The organism is Actinomyces ruminis (assembly GCF_002154335.2).
Lineage (GTDB): Bacteria > Actinomycetota > Actinomycetes > Actinomycetales > Actinomycetaceae > Actinomyces > Actinomyces ruminis.
In genome coordinates, this window is sequence record NZ_MTPX02000051.1 from 95896 (window position 1) to 115046 (window position 19151).

At 69.6% G+C, this 19151-nt stretch carries 12 protein-coding genes and 5 pseudogenes; 7 read left to right on the plus strand and 10 right to left on the minus strand.

Annotated features, from left to right (window positions below; genetic code table 11):
• Positions 1-29: 29 nt before the first annotated feature.
• Together BW737_RS10395 and BW737_RS10400 are read right to left on the minus strand one after the other, a co-directional pair.
• Positions 30-1252: pseudogene (locus BW737_RS10395) on the minus strand (DegT/DnrJ/EryC1/StrS family aminotransferase).
• Entirely contained in the window at positions 1249-3177 is a 1929-nt protein-coding gene (locus BW737_RS10400; protein WP_086614338.1) for a polysaccharide biosynthesis protein, read from the minus strand. Before BW737_RS10400 ends, BW737_RS10395 begins: the two are co-directional and overlap by 4 nt.
• A 281-nt stretch (positions 3178-3458) precedes the next feature.
• Between BW737_RS10400 and BW737_RS10405 the strand changes: the two genes are divergently transcribed.
• The gene (locus tag BW737_RS10405) at positions 3459-4208 is read left to right on the plus strand and encodes a lipopolysaccharide biosynthesis protein (protein WP_086614337.1); all 750 of its coding nucleotides are present in this window, start codon (positions 3459-3461) and stop codon (positions 4206-4208) included.
• Positions 4171-4890: a hypothetical protein gene (locus BW737_RS10410; protein ID WP_086614336.1), complete on the plus strand. Its 720-nt coding sequence runs from the start codon at positions 4171-4173 to the stop codon at positions 4888-4890. Before BW737_RS10405 ends, BW737_RS10410 begins: the two co-directional genes overlap by 38 nt.
• A 468-nt stretch (positions 4891-5358) precedes the next feature.
• Here the strand turns inward: BW737_RS10410 and wzy (BW737_RS16290) are convergent, their stop codons facing one another.
• From wzy (BW737_RS16290) to proC, 7 genes and pseudogenes are all read right to left on the minus strand, one after another.
• Complete coding sequence (wzy, locus tag BW737_RS16290; RefSeq protein ID WP_180272188.1) at positions 5359-6045, minus strand: O-antigen polysaccharide polymerase Wzy; 687 nt, start codon at positions 6043-6045, stop codon at positions 5359-5361.
• A 64-nt stretch (positions 6046-6109) separates the two neighbouring features.
• Positions 6110-6952: pseudogene (gene wzy, locus BW737_RS20005) on the minus strand (O-antigen polysaccharide polymerase Wzy); the annotation flags it as partial.
• Positions 6949-7317, minus strand: a complete 369-nt coding sequence (locus BW737_RS10425; protein WP_180272189.1) for a glycosyltransferase — start codon at positions 7315-7317, stop codon at positions 6949-6951. The gene BW737_RS10425 and the pseudogene wzy (BW737_RS20005), both read right to left, overlap by 4 nt.
• 8 nt (positions 7318-7325) lie before the next feature.
• Positions 7326-8231, minus strand: coding sequence for a glycosyltransferase family protein (locus BW737_RS10430; protein ID WP_086614333.1), 906 nt, complete (start codon positions 8229-8231; stop codon positions 7326-7328).
• Positions 8228-10732, minus strand: coding sequence for an ATP-grasp domain-containing protein (locus BW737_RS10435; protein WP_086614332.1), 2505 nt, complete (start codon positions 10730-10732; stop codon positions 8228-8230). The genes BW737_RS10430 and BW737_RS10435 overlap by 4 nt, the downstream gene beginning before the upstream one ends.
• Positions 10733-10763: 31 nt before the next feature.
• Positions 10764-11423: a sugar transferase gene (locus BW737_RS10440; protein WP_086614331.1), complete on the minus strand. Its 660-nt coding sequence runs from the start codon at positions 11421-11423 to the stop codon at positions 10764-10766.
• A 176-nt stretch (positions 11424-11599) separates the two neighbouring features.
• Positions 11600-12432: pseudogene (proC, locus tag BW737_RS10445) on the minus strand (pyrroline-5-carboxylate reductase).
• A 74-nt stretch (positions 12433-12506) separates the two neighbouring features.
• Here proC and BW737_RS10450 point away from each other — a divergent pair.
• The 5 genes and pseudogenes from BW737_RS10450 to BW737_RS19510 all read left to right on the plus strand — a co-directional run bounded on the left by BW737_RS10450 (position 12507) and on the right by BW737_RS19510 (position 17888).
• Positions 12507-13282: pseudogene (locus BW737_RS10450) on the plus strand (SDR family NAD(P)-dependent oxidoreductase).
• A 117-nt stretch (positions 13283-13399) separates the two neighbouring features.
• On the plus strand, positions 13400-13882 hold the full coding sequence (locus BW737_RS10455) for a hypothetical protein (protein WP_086614330.1): 483 nt from the start codon (positions 13400-13402) through the stop codon (positions 13880-13882).
• 220 nt (positions 13883-14102) lie between these two features.
• Positions 14103-15841: pseudogene (locus tag BW737_RS19500) on the plus strand (alpha,alpha-phosphotrehalase).
• Positions 15842-15855: 14 nt separating this feature from the next.
• Positions 15856-16728, plus strand: coding sequence for a glucose PTS transporter subunit IIA (locus BW737_RS19505; RefSeq protein ID WP_338063907.1), 873 nt, complete (start codon positions 15856-15858; stop codon positions 16726-16728).
• Between the two features lie 20 nt (positions 16729-16748).
• Positions 16749-17888, plus strand: a complete 1140-nt coding sequence (locus tag BW737_RS19510) for a PTS sugar transporter subunit IIC (RefSeq protein WP_338063908.1) — start codon at positions 16749-16751, stop codon at positions 17886-17888.
• 70 nt (positions 17889-17958) lie between these two features.
• On the opposite strand, the gene BW737_RS10470 is transcribed toward BW737_RS19510, so the two are convergent.
• On the minus strand, positions 17959-18726 hold the full coding sequence (locus tag BW737_RS10470; RefSeq protein ID WP_257210717.1) for a UTRA domain-containing protein: 768 nt from the start codon (positions 18724-18726) through the stop codon (positions 17959-17961).
• Between the last annotated feature and the right edge of the window lie 425 nt (positions 18727-19151).

Here is a 19151-nt window from a genome sequence, read left to right on the forward strand (position 1 = left end):
ACATCCTTCGGTTTTGGGCCGGGCGGCTGTCAGGCGGCGGAGGCGGTGCTGCGCGCAGCGTCGCGGGGGGAGCGCTGTAGCGAGGCGGCCAATGCCGTGCACACCCGGCCCACATCTGCGTCACTGAGCGCCAGGTGCAGCGGCAGGGTCAGCTCCCGGGCGTAGAACGCGTAGGCATTCGGGAAGTCGGCAATGTCGAAGCCGAGGTCGCGGTAGGCGGTCAGCAAGGGCAGCGGCTTGTAGTGCACGTTCGCCGACACCCCCGCCGCATACAGCTCCTGAATGACTCGGTTGCGCTCGGCGACCCCGGGCACCGGCAGCGTGGCGATCGCCAGGTGACCGGAGGAGGCCACGCCGTCGGCGTCGTGCTCGAGCAGCTTCACGCCGGTGTCGGCCAGACCCTGCGCATAGTGGGCCAGCAGTTCGCGGCGTCGGTCCAGGTTCTGCTCATAGCGATTCAGCTGGGACAGCCCCAGGGCGGCTAGCGTGTCCGGCAGGTTGCACTTGTAGGCGGGGGCGATCACGTCGTACTCCCAGGAGGCGCCGCGGGACTTGGCCAGGGCGTCCTTGGTCTGCCCGTGCAGCGAGTAGGTGCGCACCCAGCGGGCCAGTTCCTCGCGGTCGGTCGGCAGGTCGGCGCGCCACGTCAGGGCCCCGCCCTCCGCCGTCGTGAGGTTCTTGACGGCGTGGAAGGAGAAAGCGGTCAGATCCGCCAGCGAGCCGGCGGGCCTGCCCTGCAGCGACGCGCCCAGCGAGTGCGCCGAGTCGGAGATGATGACCGGTCGCTCCAGGGCGGCGCCCAGCCCGGTGTCGATCCGGCCCCGTCCGGCCAGGAGCCCGGTCAACGGGCGCGAGTCGAAGGGAATACCGGCCAGGTCGACGGTGATTACCGCGCGCGTGCGGTCGGTGACCGCGGCGGCGATGCGCTCCACGCTGGGGAAGGGGGAGCCGGGTTCGGAGTCGACCATGACGATCCGGGCGCCGACGTGGTCGATCACGGAGCCGACGCCGTGTAGGTGTAGGCGGGTACCACCACCTCGTCGCCCGGGCCGGCGCCCGCGGCGCGCAGCGCCAATTCCAGGGCGGCGGTGGCGGAGCTGAGTGCGACCGCGCCGGAGGTGCCGGCCCACTGGGCCAGCTGTTCCTCGAAGCGCCGGCCGACGGGACCGGAGGTGATCCAGCCCGAGCGCAGCACCTCCACCACCGCGTCGATGTCGTCCTCGGTCAAGGTAGGCGGGGAGAAGGGGATCATCGCAGGGCCTCCGCGGAGTCGGGAATCGGCAGGGCAGTGGCGGTGGGGTCGACGGCGATCCCGGGAGTCGTGCCGGCGGGCGCCGCGGTGGCATCGGCCGGCGTGCGGGCACCGTCGGGCCGGGCCGGTGCGGCTTCCGTCCGGGGGTCTTCGCCTACCGCCCAGGCGTGCAGCTCCTCCACCCGCGGCGTCGGCTGCGGCTGCACGCGTACGTGGCTGACCAGCGGGTGGAAGGGGCGCTCACCGTGCTCGGAGTGCGCTACCAGATCCTCCGAGAGCTTCTCGCCGGGCCGCAACCCGGTGTATTCGATCGGAACGTCCTTGCCGGACTGGGCGATCAACCGGCGGGCGACGTCCACGATCTTCACCGGCTCGCCCATGTCCAGCACCATGGTGTCGCCGGGACGGCCGAAGGACCCGGCCTGCAGCACCAGCTGGCAGGCCTCGGGGATGGTCATGAAGAAGCGCTCCACGTCCGGGTGGGTGACCGTGACCGGTCCGCCGGCCTCGATCTGCCGTTTGAAGGTCCACAGCATGGAGCCGCGCGAGCCCAGCACGTTGCCGAAGCGCACCGAGACGTAGCGGCGGTCGCAGGACAGGGCGGTGGCCGTCGTCATGCGCTCGGCGGCCAACTTGGTACGCCCCAGCACCGAGGTGGGGTCGGCCGCCTTGTCGGTGGAGATGTTGACCAGCGTCTGCACGTCGTAGCGCCGGGCCAGCTCAATCACATTGCGTGATCCCAGCGCATTGGTCTTCCAGCCCTCTTCCGGGTACATCTCCAGCATCGGCAGGTGCTTGAGCGCCGCCGCGTGGAAGACCACCTGTGGGCGGTGCTCGGCGAAGACCGCTTCCAGTGCAGCTCGGTCGCGGATGTCGCACAGCACCATGTCGCGGGTGTCCAGCAGGCCCTTGCCGTAGATGTCCAGCTGCACGGAGTGCAGGGCCGACTCATCCCGGTCCAGTAGCACCAGTTCCTTGGGACCGAAACGGTGGATCTGCCTGGCCAACTCCGAGCCGATCGAGCCGCCGGCGCCGGTGACCAGCACGGTGCGGCCGGACAGGTAGCCGGCGATTTGGGAGACGTCGGTGTGAATCTCGCGGCGTCCGAGCACCTCGGCCAGGTCGATCTCCCGGATGTCGGAGATCTGTAGGGCGCGGTGGGCCAGTTGGCGTACCGGCACGATCGTCAGCACCCGGATGCCGTGCTCGGCGCAGCTGGTGGTGACCAGCTTGAGCCGGTCGGCGGGGAAGTCGGCGACGGCGATCACCACCGTGGCGGCGGAAACCTCCGCGCACACGTCGATCAGAGCGTCCACGGTGCCGCGCACGGGCACGCCCAGGATCCGCAGATTGCGTTTGGCGGGGTCGTCGTCGACCAGACCGACCGGGATGAAGGGGGAGGCGGCGTCGAACTTGGTCAGGTGAATGATCTGCTGACCCACCCGGCCGGCACCGACCACGACGATACGGTCCTGGCCTCGGGCGATGCGCTGGTAGTACTGGGAGGCCTGGTAGGTGGTTACCAGCCGGGCCGCGAAACGGGCTGTAAGCGCGGCCAGCAGTGCCAGCGCGAAGACGGCGGCAAGAGTGAGCGTACGCAGCGGCGTGGAGCTGACGGCCCCCCAAATCGCCGCCACGGCCAACATGACCAGGGCGGACACTCCGAACTGGGTGGCGACGGCGGTGGCCTCATCGAAGGAACCGGCCGGGTAACGACGGCGGTAAGTCAGCAGCCACAAGTAGCCCAGGCACAGACTGACGACCGCGGCGACGCCGGCGCAGGCCAGCACAGTCAGCGCGGCGGGGGAGGCGAAGGCATCGCCGTGCAGGCGGCAGGCCGCGAACGCGGCGAGCAGCCAGAACAGGGTGTCGAGTAGTGGCAGGAGCAGCGTTCGTGGTTCAGGGACGGAAGTACTCGGTCGCATGAATGGTCACGTACCTCTCGGTGGAGACCGACCCAGGGATCAGGGCGGCACCCTCGTGACCACGGCAACGTCGAACGCGCATAGAAAGGAGGATCCGGCGCAGGCGCAACGTCAGGGAAGCGGAACGAGGGACAATCACATTTAAGACGCATATGCGATTCAGGTCAAATATCAACCGTTTGACGGACGTGGTACGCGCAGGACAGCATTGGCACGTCATCGCCGGTCGGTGCCCTGAACCCGTCTGCGCCCGGCAGCGATGACAGGTGAGGAGAATCCCTGTGTCCACCGCTTCCCCGACCAGCCGCAGCCTGACCCGAGGCCTGCCCTGGGTCCTGGTCGGCAACGTCTTGTACATGGCCTCGGCGGCCCTGCTCACGCTGGTGCTGCCGCGCATCATCTCCGTGGCCGATTACGGGCTGTGGCAGCTGTACCAGTTGTATGTCATGTACTTCGGCTACGTGACCTTCGGTTACACCGACGGCGTCTACCTGAGCCTGGGCGGTCGGCGCTGGGCGGACATGCCCGGCCCGCGTCTGTCCGCCGGCCTGATCCGGCTGTTCGCCCTGGACCTGGCGGCCTGTATCGGCCTGGTGGTGTGGGTGTGGGCGGCCGCTCCGCCTCAGCAGCGGGGTCTGATCCTGGTGCTGGCCGGGCTGGGCGCCGTGTTCTACGTGCCGCGCACTCTGGTCACCGTGGTGCTGCAGATCGCCGGTCGGGCACGAGCCTTCGCCCTGGGCACGGTGGTGGAGCGGCTGGTGACCTTCGTCGGCGTCGGCGGGGCGCTGCTGTTCGGGGTGCGGGCGGTGATCGTGTTCATCGTTTTCGACGTGCTGGGCAAGGCCCTGGGCCTGATCATCGCGGTGCTCATCGCCCGTGGCGTGTTCCTGGCCCGCCCCGACCTGAGCTGGCAGGCGCCCGGGAGTTCCTCGTCGACTGCGGGGCGGGCATGTTTGTGTTGGTGTCCAACCTGGCTGCTGCCTGATCACCTTCGTGGTGCGCTGGGCGGTGGAGGACCGCTGGGGTATTGAGATGTTCGCCCAGGTGTCCCTGGCGTTCCAGTTCACCACCATGTTCATGGTGCTGGTCAACTCCGTGTCGATCTCGGTGTATCCGCAGTTGAGCAACCTGGACCGCGCCCAGTACGCCGACGCTTATGCGGCCCTGCGCTCGCGGTTCGTCACGCCGCTGGTGCTCATGCTCGGCCTGTACTTCCCGCTGGCCTGGGTGCTGGGCTTGTGGCTGCCCAACTACGGGCAGGCGATCTTCTTCCTGGCGCTGTTGTTCCCCCTGAGCGTGTATGAGACCAAGAGTCGGGGGCTGTCGGTGGTGTTCCTGAAGGTCATGCGGCGGGAGCGGTTGATGGCCGTGATCAACGTGGCCTGCTTGGGACTGGCCGTGGTGGGCACGTGGTGGACCGTCTACCTGTGGGGGTCGGTGACTGCGGCCGTATTCCTGATCGCGATGGTCTCGGCGGTCCGCTCGATAGCTTCGGAGGTGTTGATCAACCGCCTCATTGGCGTGCCGATTCTGGCCGACACCCTCACCGAGCTGCTGGTGTGTGCCGTGTTCCTGGGAGCGGTAGCCGCGGGCGCGCCGCCGCTGGGGCTGCTCGCCGTGTACGCCACCCTGGCCCTGTATGGCTATGTCCACCGCGATGCCCTGCCGGGGTTGGCGCCGCGCCGTCGTCGGAGGCGGCACCTCGCCGAGTAAACGGTCATCGATTCTGGTGGTGCGGCCCAACAGGCGGGGCGTGGCCCATGAGACAGGGATGAGCGATCGGGTCGGCGTCCTTGCGGACGGCCTCCTCTGCGCCGAGACCGGTGGAAGTCACGTGCCGAAACCGGTTGATGTGGTTCCCGGCCCCTGTTGGCCAGGCGGAGACCGGGCCTGACAGGGGCTGACGATTCGTTACTTACGATGACGCTTCGTACCTTCCGGTGGACACTTCTTGCCTTGACCCGACGGTTCGTGCCGCCGGGTGCCGAACCGTCGGTGGAAGTGCCGAAGCCCCGATGCCAACCGCCGAAGCGTCGAGGGAAGTGACGAACCGTTACCGAAGCCCACAAGCCGTCAAAGCACACCAAGAGACAAGGCCGGGCCGGGCACGACGGCGCAGACTGCCAAAACCGACGACAAGCGCCGGCATCCTGCCCGACCGCGACTCGGCCGCCGCCATATCTACCGACCTCGGTGCGTTACTAGTGCAGGTTTGGGTACGTTACCAGTGCCGGTCTCGCGAAGGAGGGCGGCGGCCAGGGACAGCACCGTCACGCCGAGCAGTGCCACCAGCACGCTGGGAGTCAGCCAGGTGCTCAGAAAACCGGTGGCGCTACCGCGCGGCGCCCACAACAGCGTCGGTACGATCACCAGGCGCAGGCCGTTGCGCAGTGGCTGTCCCTTGACCAGGGTGCAGGCCCACACGCACACGGCGCCGTAAACGGCCCCGCCCACCAGCACGCCCACGTAGCCGTAGTCGTAGAACAGCTCGGCGATAAAGGAGGAACCCGTGCCGCGACCGCTGAGGTACTGCGGCCCCAGCAGCGTGTAGGCGAAGGCGTGGGTGAACGAGCCCCCGTGCAGGGCGTGCTCCACGGTGTTGCCGTGGTAGACCTGGGAGCCCAGCAGGCGGGCGGGCAGCCCGGAGTGCAGGAACTCGCCGGTGTACCAGTCCTTGGGGATGAAGTCGGCATAGGTGTAGGCGTTGCGCACCACCGTCGAGCTCACGCCCTGGCCGTACAGCAGCTGCAGGATCGGGTTGCGTCCGGCGGTGTCCGAGGCGACCGCGCCGACGCCCCGCGCCGACTCCACCGCGGTCAATGCGATGGCGACCAGTGGCACCGAGACGACGCCGATGAGCCGGCCCACCCTCCGATGCGCCAGGTGCCCGGCGGGTCCTGGTGGGCACGCACGATCCAGTAGCGAGGATGATGACCATGCCGCCCACGAAGGTGCCGCGCTGCCCGGTCAGCAGGCTCAGCGCCAGGTAGACGGCCCAGCCGACGCTGGCGGCCGTGACCTGACGGCGGGGCGGGAACAGACCCAGGTAGATCGTCAGCACCAGCGGCAGCATGATCTCGATACGGCGCAACCCGTACATGGAACCGGAGGCGTCCTCCAGGTCGGAGAAGTCCGTGTAATAGGACAGGTAGCCGTTGGCCAGCACATAACGGGCCCGCAGCGCCACCGAGATCAGGGACAGGGCGAGCGTGACCCAGAACAGAAAGCGCACGATCGACGGGTCCGCCAGCACGGTGCCGCCGTCGGGAGCGGGGCCGAGACCTCGGCGGCGGCTGAACTCGGTAGCCTCGGTGCGGTCTGCCGCGTGCAGGCGCAGCTTCCCGGCGCGCCAGGCGCTCACGGCCAGTGCCCCGACCAGAATGCCGATCAGGCTCAGTGTCAGACACCACTGCAGGTGCGCGGTCTGCCCCGCCGGCGCCTGGCTGGTCTCGTAGTGGAAGAAGTCCACCGTGATCTCGCGCCCCAGCAGCAGCAGGAAGAAGGACACCAGGAAGGCCGCCAGGATGGTGCGCTCGGCCATGCGGGCGGTGGCGAACAGCAGCGCGTTCAGCCATAGCAGCAGGATGAGGGCCCAGGGAAGCGACGCCTGGCTGCCCAGGGCGAGGGCGAGCACGGCCAGATTGCACAGGGCGGCCACCACTGCCCGTCCGGGGCGGCGGCGGGCAAAGCGCTCGGCCCGGCGGCGACGTCGATCGTCCGTGCCCCTCACCGCGTCACCGGGCGGTGGGACCTGTCCCCGATCCTGCCCGCTCATGCCTGCGCCTCCGGCAGGTCGGCGCGAGAATCCGTCTCCTCCAGCGGGCCCGCCAATGCCGCGGCGAAACGGGTGTACAGGGCACGTGCGTCACAGTGCTCCTCCCAGGTGCGGCGGGCGCCGGCACGCAGCTCGGCGTAGGTGTCCTCATCCAGGCCCGCAATCTGTTCGATGGCGTCGCGCACCTGCTGCGGGGTCGGATCGGCGGGCAGCAGGATCCCGTTGCTGCCGGTGCGCACTAGTTCGCCGGTGCCGCCCACGTCCGTGGCCACCACCGGGATACCCGCCGACAACGCCTCCATGATCGACACGGGCACGCCCTCGGAGGCGGAGACGTTGACCAGCAGGTGGCGGGGGGAGTGCACGTACTCCTCTACCAGGTCGCGTTGCGTACGAAGCCCCGCCAGGTGAGTTTCACGTTGTCGGGCAGCTCGGCGTCGGCCAGCGTCTGGAGCCGCTCGCGCAGTTCTCCTTCACCGAAGTGGTCCCAGCGGACCGGCAGATCGGTTCCGGCGAGCGCCTCGACCAGCAGGTCCAGGCGCTTGACGGGAACGATCGTCGAGCAGGACACGATCCGCAGCCCCTCCCGGCGCGGCGGCACCACGGCCGGGATGCCGTGGTCGGTGGTGCCCAGGCGGGCGACGACGGCCTTGCCCGCCGCCTCCGGCTGCCGGTCCAGCAGGTAGCGCAGCCCGTGGTCGGCCACCAGGTAGATGCGGTCCAGGTCGGCCACCGTCTGCGCGCGCAGCGGCAGATAGCCGCGGGGGGAGTGCTCCTCGTACAGGTCGGCCCGGTGGGCGCGGGCCACCGATGCAGAACGCCGGAAGCGACGGCGCAGCCGGGCGGCCATATAGGGCTGGTAGGCGAAGCGGTAGGAGTAGAAGACCACCTCATCGTCCGGGTTCGCCCCGGCCTGCCGCAGGAGGCGGGCGACTTGTGCGGACTCGTGGCGGGCGCGGCTGAGGAACACGAATAGGGTTACCACCCGGGCCGGGCTCAGCCGGTGGCGGCGGGCCAGGTCGGCCAGTTCCCGGTACAGGTTGGCATCCCCCAGCACCCGGAAGGACCCCAGCAGGTAGAACAGGCGAGAGCGGAACGGAATCGCATGGGCGTGCATGCCCGCAGGCAGGGGGCGCACCTTGTCCCGCTGGTCCGCGCGCACCGACAGCGACATGATGTCCACCCGGTCGAATCCCGTGAGGTACTCCAGCTCGGTGGCCAGGAACGGCTCCCAGTTGCCCCAGGGGAAGGCATTGGCCAGGATGACAAGCCGCTTCATGCCGCCTCCCGCAGTTGGAAGGTCACCTGGGCGGCCAGGGCGGCGGCCCGTTGCCGACACTGCGCCAGGTCCTGCCCGCGCACCACCACCTGTCCCAGGCAATCGTTGGAGGAGGTGAAACCATCGACCGGGTCGCCCGGGCCGCGGAACACGGTCAGGTCCACGGCCCACTCGGGCAGGTCGGCGGGCACGGTCACGTCCGCGATGGTTCCGTGGGCGTCGGGGTCCGTGAGCATCATGGCCAGAGCCGCGCCGGGCCAGGGTGCGCGCCGCGCCCAGGTGCCGGGCACGTCCAGGTCCAGCGCCTCCCGGGCCACCAGTTCGTAGTAATCCAGTCCGTGCACCGCGCCCATCAACTCGGGCAGGCCGTTGGCTCCGGCCCGGCCGGTCAGCTCAATCACGTACACCTGGGAGTCGCAGCCCATCAGGTCGATGTTGATCGCGCAGTCGTCCAGCCCCAGAGCCGCCACCGCCGCGGCCGTGACCGCGCGGGCCCGGGTCGCCAGGGCGTCGTCGTCTAGGGGGACGTGGTGGCCTAGGGGAATCGGCATCCCCGCGGCCAGGTCGTCGCCGTGGACGGTCACGTGTATCAGTTCGCCATTGTGCACCAGCGCCTGCGCGCCGAACTCGCGGCCGTCCAGGAAGCGCTCGACGATCACCGCGCCGTGGCGGCTGAGGACGCGGGCGCGATCGAAGGCGGTGCGGGCCTGGGCGGGTGAGGCCACCTTGAACACGCCGGAAGAGCCCTGCAGGTCTGCGGCCTTGACCATGGCCGGCAGCCCGACGGTTTCCAGTGCGGCGTCCAGTTCCTCGGGGCTGGTGACCTCCCGGAACGGGGCGGTGGGCACACCCCGCTCGACCAGGCGGCGCTTCATGGCCAGCTTGTCCATGCACAGCCGGGCGGCGGCGCGGCCGATTCCGCGCAGCCCCAACTCATCGACCACCGTGCCCAGCGCCTCCAGGCCCGTGTCCAGGCAGCTGGTGGCGACGGCGTCGATGCCGGCCAGGCGGGCCTCCCGGGCCACCGCGTCGGGGTCGAGCAGGTCCACGTCGATGGCCTCATCGGCCTCCTTCAGCCCCGGCGGCGATCCGGCGGTCAGGCTGGCGACCACCGCGGTGGCGCCCAGGCGCTTGACGGCGCGGATCAGCCCGAGCTGGCCGCGGCCGGCCCCGATGATCAGCACGCGGCGGCCCCGCGCGGGCAGGGCGCCCGGCGTTGAGGCCATGGGACCGGAGGAGCCGACCGCCGGCCCCACCTCAATGCGGATCAGGTCGCGGGCCCGCTCGCAGGCGGCGACGGCGGTGGCGCGGTCGGGGGCGGAGGCAACCACCACCCCCAGGCGGTCCGTGCTGGAATGCAGCGGGGTGATGGCCTCGCCCGGCTGCGCCAGGGTGATGACGGCGTCGACGCCGGGTACGGCCTGCGCCTGCTCCACCCCGTGGAAGGCGCGCAGCACGCCCTCGGGGGCGGTCAGGAAGCGAATGGCGGCGGCCCGCCCGGAGGAAGGCGGCACCTCGATCTGCTCCCCGCAGGCCTGCCGCAGCACCAGGCCGATGAAATCGGTGCCGGTGGAGCCGGGCACCACATGGGAGGAAACGAAGTCACCGGCCATGCGACAGCCGAACTCGATGAGCACCGGACCGTGGTCCGTCAGCATCATCTCCACGTGGGCGGGGCCGAAGTGCATGTCCACGGCGGCCAGGCACTGCGCCACCAGGGCATGGGCGGCGGCCAGGGTATCGGCGTCCAGATCGGCGGGCTGGGTGTGGCCGGTCTCAATGAAGTGGGGGCTGCCGGTGGTGTCCTTGTCCGTGGTGGCGACCACGTGGTAGGTGCCGTCCACACACAGCACTTCGCAGCTGATCTCCCGGCCCACCAGCAGCTCCTCCACGATCACGGTCGGCTCGTGGGAGGGAGCCAGGGCGTAGTCCAGTGCTCGCGCCAGGTCCGCCTCACTGTCTACCTGTACGACCCCGCGTGAGCCGGAGGAGTCCAGGGGCTTGACGATGCAGGGCAGGCCCACCCGCGCAACGGCGGCGTGCAGCTCGTCCAGGTTGGTGGCCAGGGCGAAACGCGGGTGGGGCACGCCTGCGCGGGCGACGGCCTGCAGCATCAGGGCCTTGTCGGTGCAGGCCGCGGCCGTGGCGGGGGAGACGGCGGGCAGGCCGTGCGCCTGGGCGACGGCGGCCATGGCGCGCACCGGCCGGTCCGTGCCCACCGAGGTGACCCCGGCCAGCTCGCGGCTGCGAGTCACGGCCAGCAGCCCCTCCACGTCGGTGGTGGACACGGCGGCGAACTCGTCCGCCAGGGCGGCCCCGGGCACATCCGGGTTGGCGTCCACCACGAGCGTGCGCATGCCCAGCTCGCGGGCCTTACGGATCATCGGCACCTGGAGCGGGGAACCGCCCAGGATCAGCACCGGTGGGCGTGCGGCAGCGGGGCGCTGCGGCGGTTCCGCGTCGGCGTGGGGCTGGAGGGCAGGGGTTTCAGGGACGGTCATGAGGTGGCTCCTTGGTTTCCTTGACGCCGGTCTAGGCGGTTCTCTGGGCTTCCTTGGCGTCGGAGTAGACGGACTTGCCGGTGAGCACGGTCTGGATGGTTTTGAGCACGATGCGCACGTCCAAGCCGAAGGACAGGTGATCGACGTAGTAGCAGTCGGCGGCGTAGCGTTCGGGCAGGGTGGTGGAGTTGCGGTAGAAGGCCTGGTTGTAGCCGGTAATGCCGGGCCTGACCGTGAGTCGCCGCCGCTCGTCCGCGCCCATGCGGTCCAGCGGCTTGGTCGCCAGGTTGGGGCGTGGCCCGATCAGACTCATGGTGCCGTTCAGAACGTTGAGGAACTGGGGCACCTCGTCGACGGAGGTGGTGCGCAGGAAACGGCCCACCCGGGTCACGCGGGTATCGGTGCGGGAGGCGACGGAGGAGGAGTCCGCGTTGCGGATATCGGGGGCGCCCACGGACATGGAACGGAACTTGAAGATCCTGAAGGGGTGGCCGTGGCGCCCCCAGCGCTCCTGCCGGTAGAAGACAGGGCCGCCGTCGTCGAGCTTGATGGCGGCGCCCACACCGACAGTCAGTACGCCCAGCACCGGCATGACGGCGAGGGCGACGCCCACGTCCAGGGCGCGCTTGCCGTAGCGGGCGTAGAAGGTGCGTGGTTGCTTCCAGGTGCTCAGGGTCGCCTGGTTTGCCATAGGAGTTCCCCTTTCAGTGGCTTCACCGGGGCAGAGGTCAGGAATGGTCAGGTGTCAGGAGACAAACGGTCGGGAACAAGGTGGTCAGGAACAGGTACGGATAAGATAACGGTCAGGGCAAGTGCGCCCAGCTTAGCGGCTTTGTGGCGATGCGCGCACGGCGCCCGCGTGAGAGATTAAGCGCCCAGCTCCCGGTCTCGGGCGATAGTGGCCTGTACGCCGTCGACAACGGCGGCGGAGAAACCAGCGCGCTCCAGCGCCACCAGCCCCGCCACCGTGGTGCCGCCCGGGGAGGAGACGGCGTCGATCAGGTCGGCGGGAGTGCGGCCGCGCTCGCCGTCGGCGGGGGCGGTCTTCGCGGCCTCCGCCTGCACGGTCAGAGCGGAGCCGAGCAGCGCCTGGGTGACGATCTGCACCGCCTGCGCCTTGGGGATGCCGGCCGCCACGCCGCCGCGGGCCAGGGCCTCGATGAACTGAAACACGAAGGCGGGGGAGGAGCCCGCCAGGGCGGTGAATGCGGAGAAGTCCCGCTCGGCCAGTACCAGGGTGCGGCCCACGGTGCTCATGAGGCGTCGGCGGTCTCCAGATCGGTGTCCGTGGCCGCGGGACCCGCCGCCAGGGCGGTCATGGACTGGCCCACGGTGGCGGCCATGTTCGGCATGGCCCGCACCACCCGGGCGCCGGGAGGCAGCATCTCGGCCAGGCGCTCGGTACTCAGCCCGGCCGCGATGGAGAGCACCAGTGGGCGGCGGGCGGCCAGGACGTCGGCGAGCGGGGCCAGCACTCCCGGCACCACGTGCGGCTTGACCGCGAGCACCACCACGTCGCTGGCCGCGACCAGATCCGCGGCCACGGGGACGTGCCGCGCCCCGGTGGCCTGTGCCAGGCGGGCGGCCGAGTCATGGGCGCTGGTCAGTAACACGTCGGTGGCGGGCGTGCCCGCCGCGATGGTGCCGCGCACGATCGCGCCCGCCATGTTGCCCGCCCCGATGAAGCCGTAGACCGTCATGGCTCCAGACTAGTAGACGGTCGCGGTTGCCGGTCCGGCACCGCCTGCGTCCTGTTTAAGGGGACAATGAGCGCATGAGCCAAGCAACTGCCACCCCGGTTTCGTCCCCTGCTCCGCGTCGTGCCCTGGTCACCGGTGCCTCCACCGGCATCGGCGCGGCCACCGTCCGTCTGCTGCGCGCCCACGGATGGGAGGTGTTCGCCACCGCCCGTCGCAGTCAACGCCTGGCCGCGCTGAGCGAGGAGACCGGCTGCGCCTGGGGCGCCGCCGACCTGCAGCAGCCCGCCGACGTCGCCCGTCTGGTCGAGCAGGTGCAGGCCGACGGCCCGGTCGACGCCATCGTCAACAACGCCGGCGGCGCACTGGGCGCGGACCCGGTGGCCGAGGGCAGCGTCGAGGAATGGGCCACCATGTACGAGCGCAACGTCCTGGCGGCGTTGCGCATCACTCAGGCGTTCCTGCCGCAAATGCGCGAGCGGGGCGGCGACCTGGTATTCCTGACCTCCACCGCCGCGCACGACACCTACCCCGGGGGCGGGGGTTATGTGGCCGCCAAGCACGCCGAACGGATCATCGCCAACACCCTGCGTCTGGAACTGGTGGGGGAGCCCGTGCGCGTCATCGAGATCGCCCCGGGAATGGTGGCGACTGCCGAGTTCTCCCTGAACCGCTACCACGGCGACAAGGATCGGGCGGCCGCCGTCTATGCGGCGTTGCCGAACCGCTGGTGGCCGAGGACATAGCCGAGTGCATCGTGTGGACGCTGGAGCGGCCCGCGCATGTCAACATCGACTCGCTCATCGTGCGTCCCCGGGCGCAGGCCTCCAACACGGTGGTGGCCCGCAGCTGAGGCAGCGGCCAATACACAGCTGCGCCACAGCGCCGGTACGTGGGTGATCCAGCCGCGGTGCCTAACTTCGGCTGCGCCTCGACATTGCGAGGTCTCCTACGCACCGAAAGGACTCAGATGACCGAGCCCAGGTCCGACGACTTCGACGGCACCGCCCGCATCCCCGCCCCCGACGCCTCCACGCAGCACCCGACGTCGGGCACCGGAGCCGATGCGGGCTTGTCCGACGCCGTCGCTCCCGCCCGGACCAAGCGGCAGCGTCCCGGGTACCGGCGCACGTGGGTCGCCGTCGTCGCCGGCGTCGCTGTCATAGCGGCAGCGTTCGGCGCCGGCTGGGGTGCTAACGAGCTGCTCTCGCCCGAGCAGACTCCGGCGGGTATTGAGCGCGGCGACTTCGACCCGCGCCAGGACGGGCCGGGCGGCGGCCAGATGCCGGGCGGCCAGATGCCGGGCGGCCAGATGCCCGATGGTGAGACGGGTCAGGGCGGCGCCGGGCGCACCACGCCCAACGACGACGCCACCGGCGGATCCGGCGATGGCGGCACCTCCGAGGGCGGCGACAGCGCCGGCGTGCTACAGAACGAGGACACCTCGGCCTGAGTGGCCGCCTCGCACACGCCTTCCCGCCAAGGCCACGTGTTTTGGAGGTTTGCACGGGTTGAGCGCCCGCAAACCTCCAAAACACGTGTGTGCGAGGCGAACGCGTGTATGTGTGCCACGCCCAACCGCGGCGGGGTTGTCAGGAGCTCACCGGTGGTGTGTACTTGTGTATACAAGTTGCCGCGTGGTTGCGGCAGCGCGACTGACCCCGGAGCACCCCATGAGCTTTCACGACGCCGTCGTCTACCAGGTCTATCCGAAGTCCTTCCGCGACACCACCGGCGACGGCGTCGGTGACCTGCGCGGCATCCTTGAAAAGGTCCCCTATATCGCCTCGCTGGGCGTGGACTACGTCTGGCTCAACCCCTTTTATCCCTCGCCGGGCAAGGACAACGGCTACGACGTGTCCGACTACTGCGCGGTCGACCCCGCGATGGGCACGATGGAGGATTTCGACGAGCTCGTCGCCGCCCTGGCCGAGCACGGCATCAGCCCCATGCTGGACATGGTGCTCAACCACGTGTCCACCGAGCACGAGTGGTTCCAGCGGGCGCTGGCCGGTGAGCAGCGCTACCGAGATTACTTCTACCTCCGGCCCGCCCGCGGCGACGAACCGACGGGGGAGCCGATTCTGCCCACCAACTGGGTGTCCAAGTTCGGCGGTCCCGCCTGGGCGCCGTTCGGGCCCGTTGACGAGTCCGGCCGCCCGCTGGGCGGGGAGTACTACCTGCACCTGTTCGACCCCGGCCAGGCCGACCTGGACTGGCACAACCCCGAGGTACGGGCACGGGCGGCGCAGGTCATCAACTTCTGGCGCTCCCACGGCGTGCGGGCCTTCCGCTTCGACGTTATCAACCTGATCGGCAAGACCGAGCCCCTGGCGGACGCCTCCGCGGGCACCGACGACCGCCTGGTCTACACCGACGGGCCGCTCGTGCACGACTACCTGCAAGAACTGTGCCGGGCCAGCTTTGGCCAGGACCCGGACGCCGTGACCGTGGGGGAGATGTCCTCCACCTCCATCGCCGCCTGCGTTGACTACACCAGCCCCGGGCGGGGGGAGCTGTCCATGGTGTTCAACTTCCACCACCTCAAGGTCGACTACGCCGACGGCCGGAAATGGACCTGACCGAGCCGGATATCCCCGCCCTCAAGCGCATCCTCAACGACTGGGCGCTGGGACTCCAGGCCGGCGGCGGCTGGAACGCCCTGTTCTGGAACAACCACGATCAGCCCCGGGCCATCAATCGCTTCGGTGACCCGGACCGCTACCACTACGAGTCCGCCACCATGCTCGCCACCGCCATCCACCTGCTGCGCGGCACCCCCTACATCTATATGGGGGAGGAGATCGGCATGACCGATCCGGACTACACCCGCATCGAGGACTATGTGGACGTCGAGGCCCGCAATGCCTACGCCGAGCTGGTGGCCGCCGGACACAGCGAGGCGGACGCCTTCGCCGTCGTTCACGCCAAGGCGCGTGACAACGCCCGCACCCCCATGCAGTGGGACGCCACCGCCGGCGCCGGCTTCACCACCGGCACCCCTTGGCTGCGCCCCACCAACGCCGAGACGATCAACGTTGCCGCCGAGGAGGCGGGTGGGCGCATCCTGCCCTACTACCGCCGCCTGGTGGAGTTGCGCAAGACGGAGCCGGTGATCGCCGAGGGCGACTACGCCCCCTGGGAGCTCGACAGTCCCGACGTATTCGCCTATATCCGCAGCCTGCCCGCGTCTCCGGACGCCGCGGCCGCCACCAGCGACGACGCCGGCCCTGCTCGCCTGCTCGTCCTGACCAGCTTCCGTGGTCATCCGACCACGGTCGCGGTTCCCAGTGAGTTCCTCGTCGGCGAGGTGCTGATCGGGAACTACCCCGCCCGGCCACTCGGCCCCGTCATGACTCTGTCCCCCTATGAGGCCCTGGCCATCATCATCCGCAACCCGAAGTCGCTCTGAGAGGAGCATCGCACATGTCCTCATCATCCGCGCCGGAGCGGGCGCTGGCAGCACCCGTATCCGGCAAGGTCATCGCCCTAGCCGACGTCCCCGATCCGGTCTTCTCCTCCGGTGCCCTGGGAGAGGGCTTCGGCGTGGTTCCCTCCGCAGGTGATGTCGTCGCCCCAGCGGCGGGTACCGTCACCATGGTGGCCGAGACCGGTCACGCCGTCGGCATCGCCACCGCCGAGGGGCTGGAAGTGCTCCTGCACCTGGGGGTGGATACCGTCGAGCTGGAGGGGCGCCCGTTCCGCCTCACCGTCGGCGTCGGCCAGGAGGTGCAGGCCGGCCAGTCCCTGGGCGCCATGGACCTGGCCGCCATTACCGCCGCCGGCAAGGACACCACCACCATCGTGGCCGTGACCAACTCCGCCAAGACCCTGGCCGAACTGCGCGTCACCGAGGGGGAGACGCAGGCCGGCGCGAGCGTGGCCGGAGCCGTGCTCAAGACGGCCTCCGGCGACTCCGCGGTCGCCGACGCCTCCGCTCCCGCACCGGACGACGGCCTGACCGGCTTTGACGCCACCGCCCGCGACATCATCGCCGGGGTGGGCGGGGCCGACAATATCCGCTCCGTCATCCACTGCATCACCCGGGTGCGCTTCTACCTGAAGGACGAGTCCCGCGCCGACGACGCCGCCGTGACCGGCGCGGAGGGCGTGATCGACGTCGCCGCGCGGGTGGCCAGTATCAGGTGGTCATCGGTGCCACCGTCGGTGACGTGTACGACGCCATCGTCAAGCAGGTGCCGCGCCTGGCCGAGGGGGCCGACGAGGCGGAGGCCGCGCCGGCGGCGCCGCGGCCCACCACGCCCATCGGCTGGGTCAAGTATGGATTCTCCTCGCTGATCGGTGTGATCACCGGCTCCATGATCCCCGTGATCGGCGTGCTGGCGGCCTCCGGCATCCTCAAGGGGATCCTGGCGCTGCTGACCCAGTTCGACGTCGTGGACACCGGCACCTCGACCTACACCTTCATCGACGCCATGGCCTCGTCGATGTTCTACTTCCTGCCCATCATCATCGGCTTCACCTCGGCCCGCAGGCTCGGCGCGGACCCGATCATCGTCGCCATCATCGGCGGGGTGCTCACCTTCCCGTCCGTGGTCGCCATGGCCGACTCCTCCGCCGAGGACTACCACGTGATCGCCCGGATCGGGCGGACGGTGTTCAATTCCGACTTCTTCGGCATCCCGGTCTCCCTGCCCGAGGGCAACGCCTACGCCTACTCGATCTTCCCGATCATCGTGGCCGCCTGGCTAGCTTCCAAGATCGAGCCCTGGCTCAAGCGGTGGATCCCGGCGGTGGTGCGCTCCATCTTCGCCCCGCTGCTGGAGATCTTCATCGTCTCCACCCTGGTGCTGGTGGTGTTCGGCCCCATCGTCATGACGATCTCCGGCGCCATCGCCCAGGCCGTCACTTGGGTGCTGAGCCTTTCGTATCCGGTGGCCGGTTTCCTCATCGGCGGGTTCTACCAGTGCCTGGTCATCTTCGGACTGCACTGGGCGGTAATCCCGATCATCTCCCAGCAGATCGCCGACCCCGGGTACTCGCCGCTCAACGCCATTGTGTCCGTATCGATGATTGCCCAGGGCGGCGGTGCACTCGCGCTGTGGGTAAAGGCCAAGAGTCCGCGCATCAAGCAACTGGCCGGCCCGGCCACCATCTCCGCCCTGTGCGGGGTGACCGAGCCCGCCATGTACGGCCTGAACCTCAAGTACGGGCGCGTGTTCATCACCGCCTCCATCGGTGGCGCCGTGGGCGGCCTGCTCACCGGCCTGTTCGACGTCAACATGTGGGGATTCACCGGCGCGTTCGTCGGCTTCCCCTCCTTCGTCAACCCCGAGGGCATCGACGGGTCCTTCACCGGGTTCTGGATCGCCTCATTCGTGACCCTGGCCGTGTCCTTCCTGGCCACCTACTTCTTCGGCTTCAAGGAGTCCGACTTCGAGACCGAGCGCACGGTGGAGAAGGTGCGGCTGGGCAACCGCGAGCCGGTGGCTCGCTGACCAACTGACCAACACGGCGTTTTGACGGCCCGGTCGGCGTACGCGCCGGCCGGGCCGCCGGCTTGCGCCATCACCGGTGGGCGGGCAGACGCTGGGCCGCCGAGACGAAGCCGAAGGTCTCCGGCACGTGGTGGGAGCGGGTGTACTCGAACGGCACCCCGGAGGCGTCGAAGCCGAGCGACTCCATTACCCCCACGCAGTCCAGACCGCCCAGATCCAGATGACGGCGATCGAGCTCGTCCGCGGCCTCAATGGTGACCATGCGTGAGGCGGTGGCGATATGTACCCCCAGCTCATTCTCCAGGTAGGCGTAGATGGAGGTCTCCGCGGCCTCGCGGGGAATGTCGGGGACCACCGAGCGCAGGAAGCGGTTGTGGTCGATGATGGCGGGCCGGTCGTTCAGCAGACGCAGCCGACGCAGGTACAGCACCTGTGCGCCCGCCTCCAGGCCGGAGGCCCACGCCACTGTATCGGTTACGGTTTCGACCGTTGCGGCCAGCAACACGGTGCGCACCGTGGTGCCGATGCGACGACCGGCCTCGGCCAGAGACTCGATGCCGGACAGGAAGAACAGCGAGGTTGAACGCGGCCGGTAGATGACCTGGACACCTTTGCCGTGAATGGGCTGGACGTACCCCTGCGAGCCCAGGTACTGCACCGCCTTGCGCACCGTGGGGCGGGTGGTGGCGAAGTCGGCGCTGAGCCGATTCTCACTGGGCAGGAAGGAGCGGAAGGGGAAGGCGCCGTCCTCTATTCGGCCACGCAGGAACTCGTAGATCTCCTGATACTTGGGCACACTCGTGGGCTCGCGCCGGAACGGGGGCTGAGAGACGGTCACGGTGTGCTCTCCTCGGTTGTGGTCTGGACGGCCTGGGGTACTTAAGTGGCGTAAGCCTATGCGTCTGCGGCGTCGGCGAGACCCGACGGCGGAAACGCACCCGCGTCCCGAGCTGCCGCGCGCTACCACCTGCCCGGTCTCCCGCACGGGCCGGCGGCCTAATGATGTGGCGAGAATGACGCCGCCGGGAGCCGATGGAGAATGGCCCGCCGCGCGGTCCACGGCTACACTCACCGCCACAGGCGCCGACCCGGCCATCACCGGCGAGCCTCCGGAAGAACCGGACCGCGGTTCACATTGTGTGCGCGGCCCCCAGTAGAACCGGACGGGACAGCCCGTCACAGCTGCGAATCAAGCGGCCCGCCCCGGCCCCGCCGGAGCGGACAAGCGAGGTGGTACCGCGGTGCGGTCCCCGTGAGCCGGCG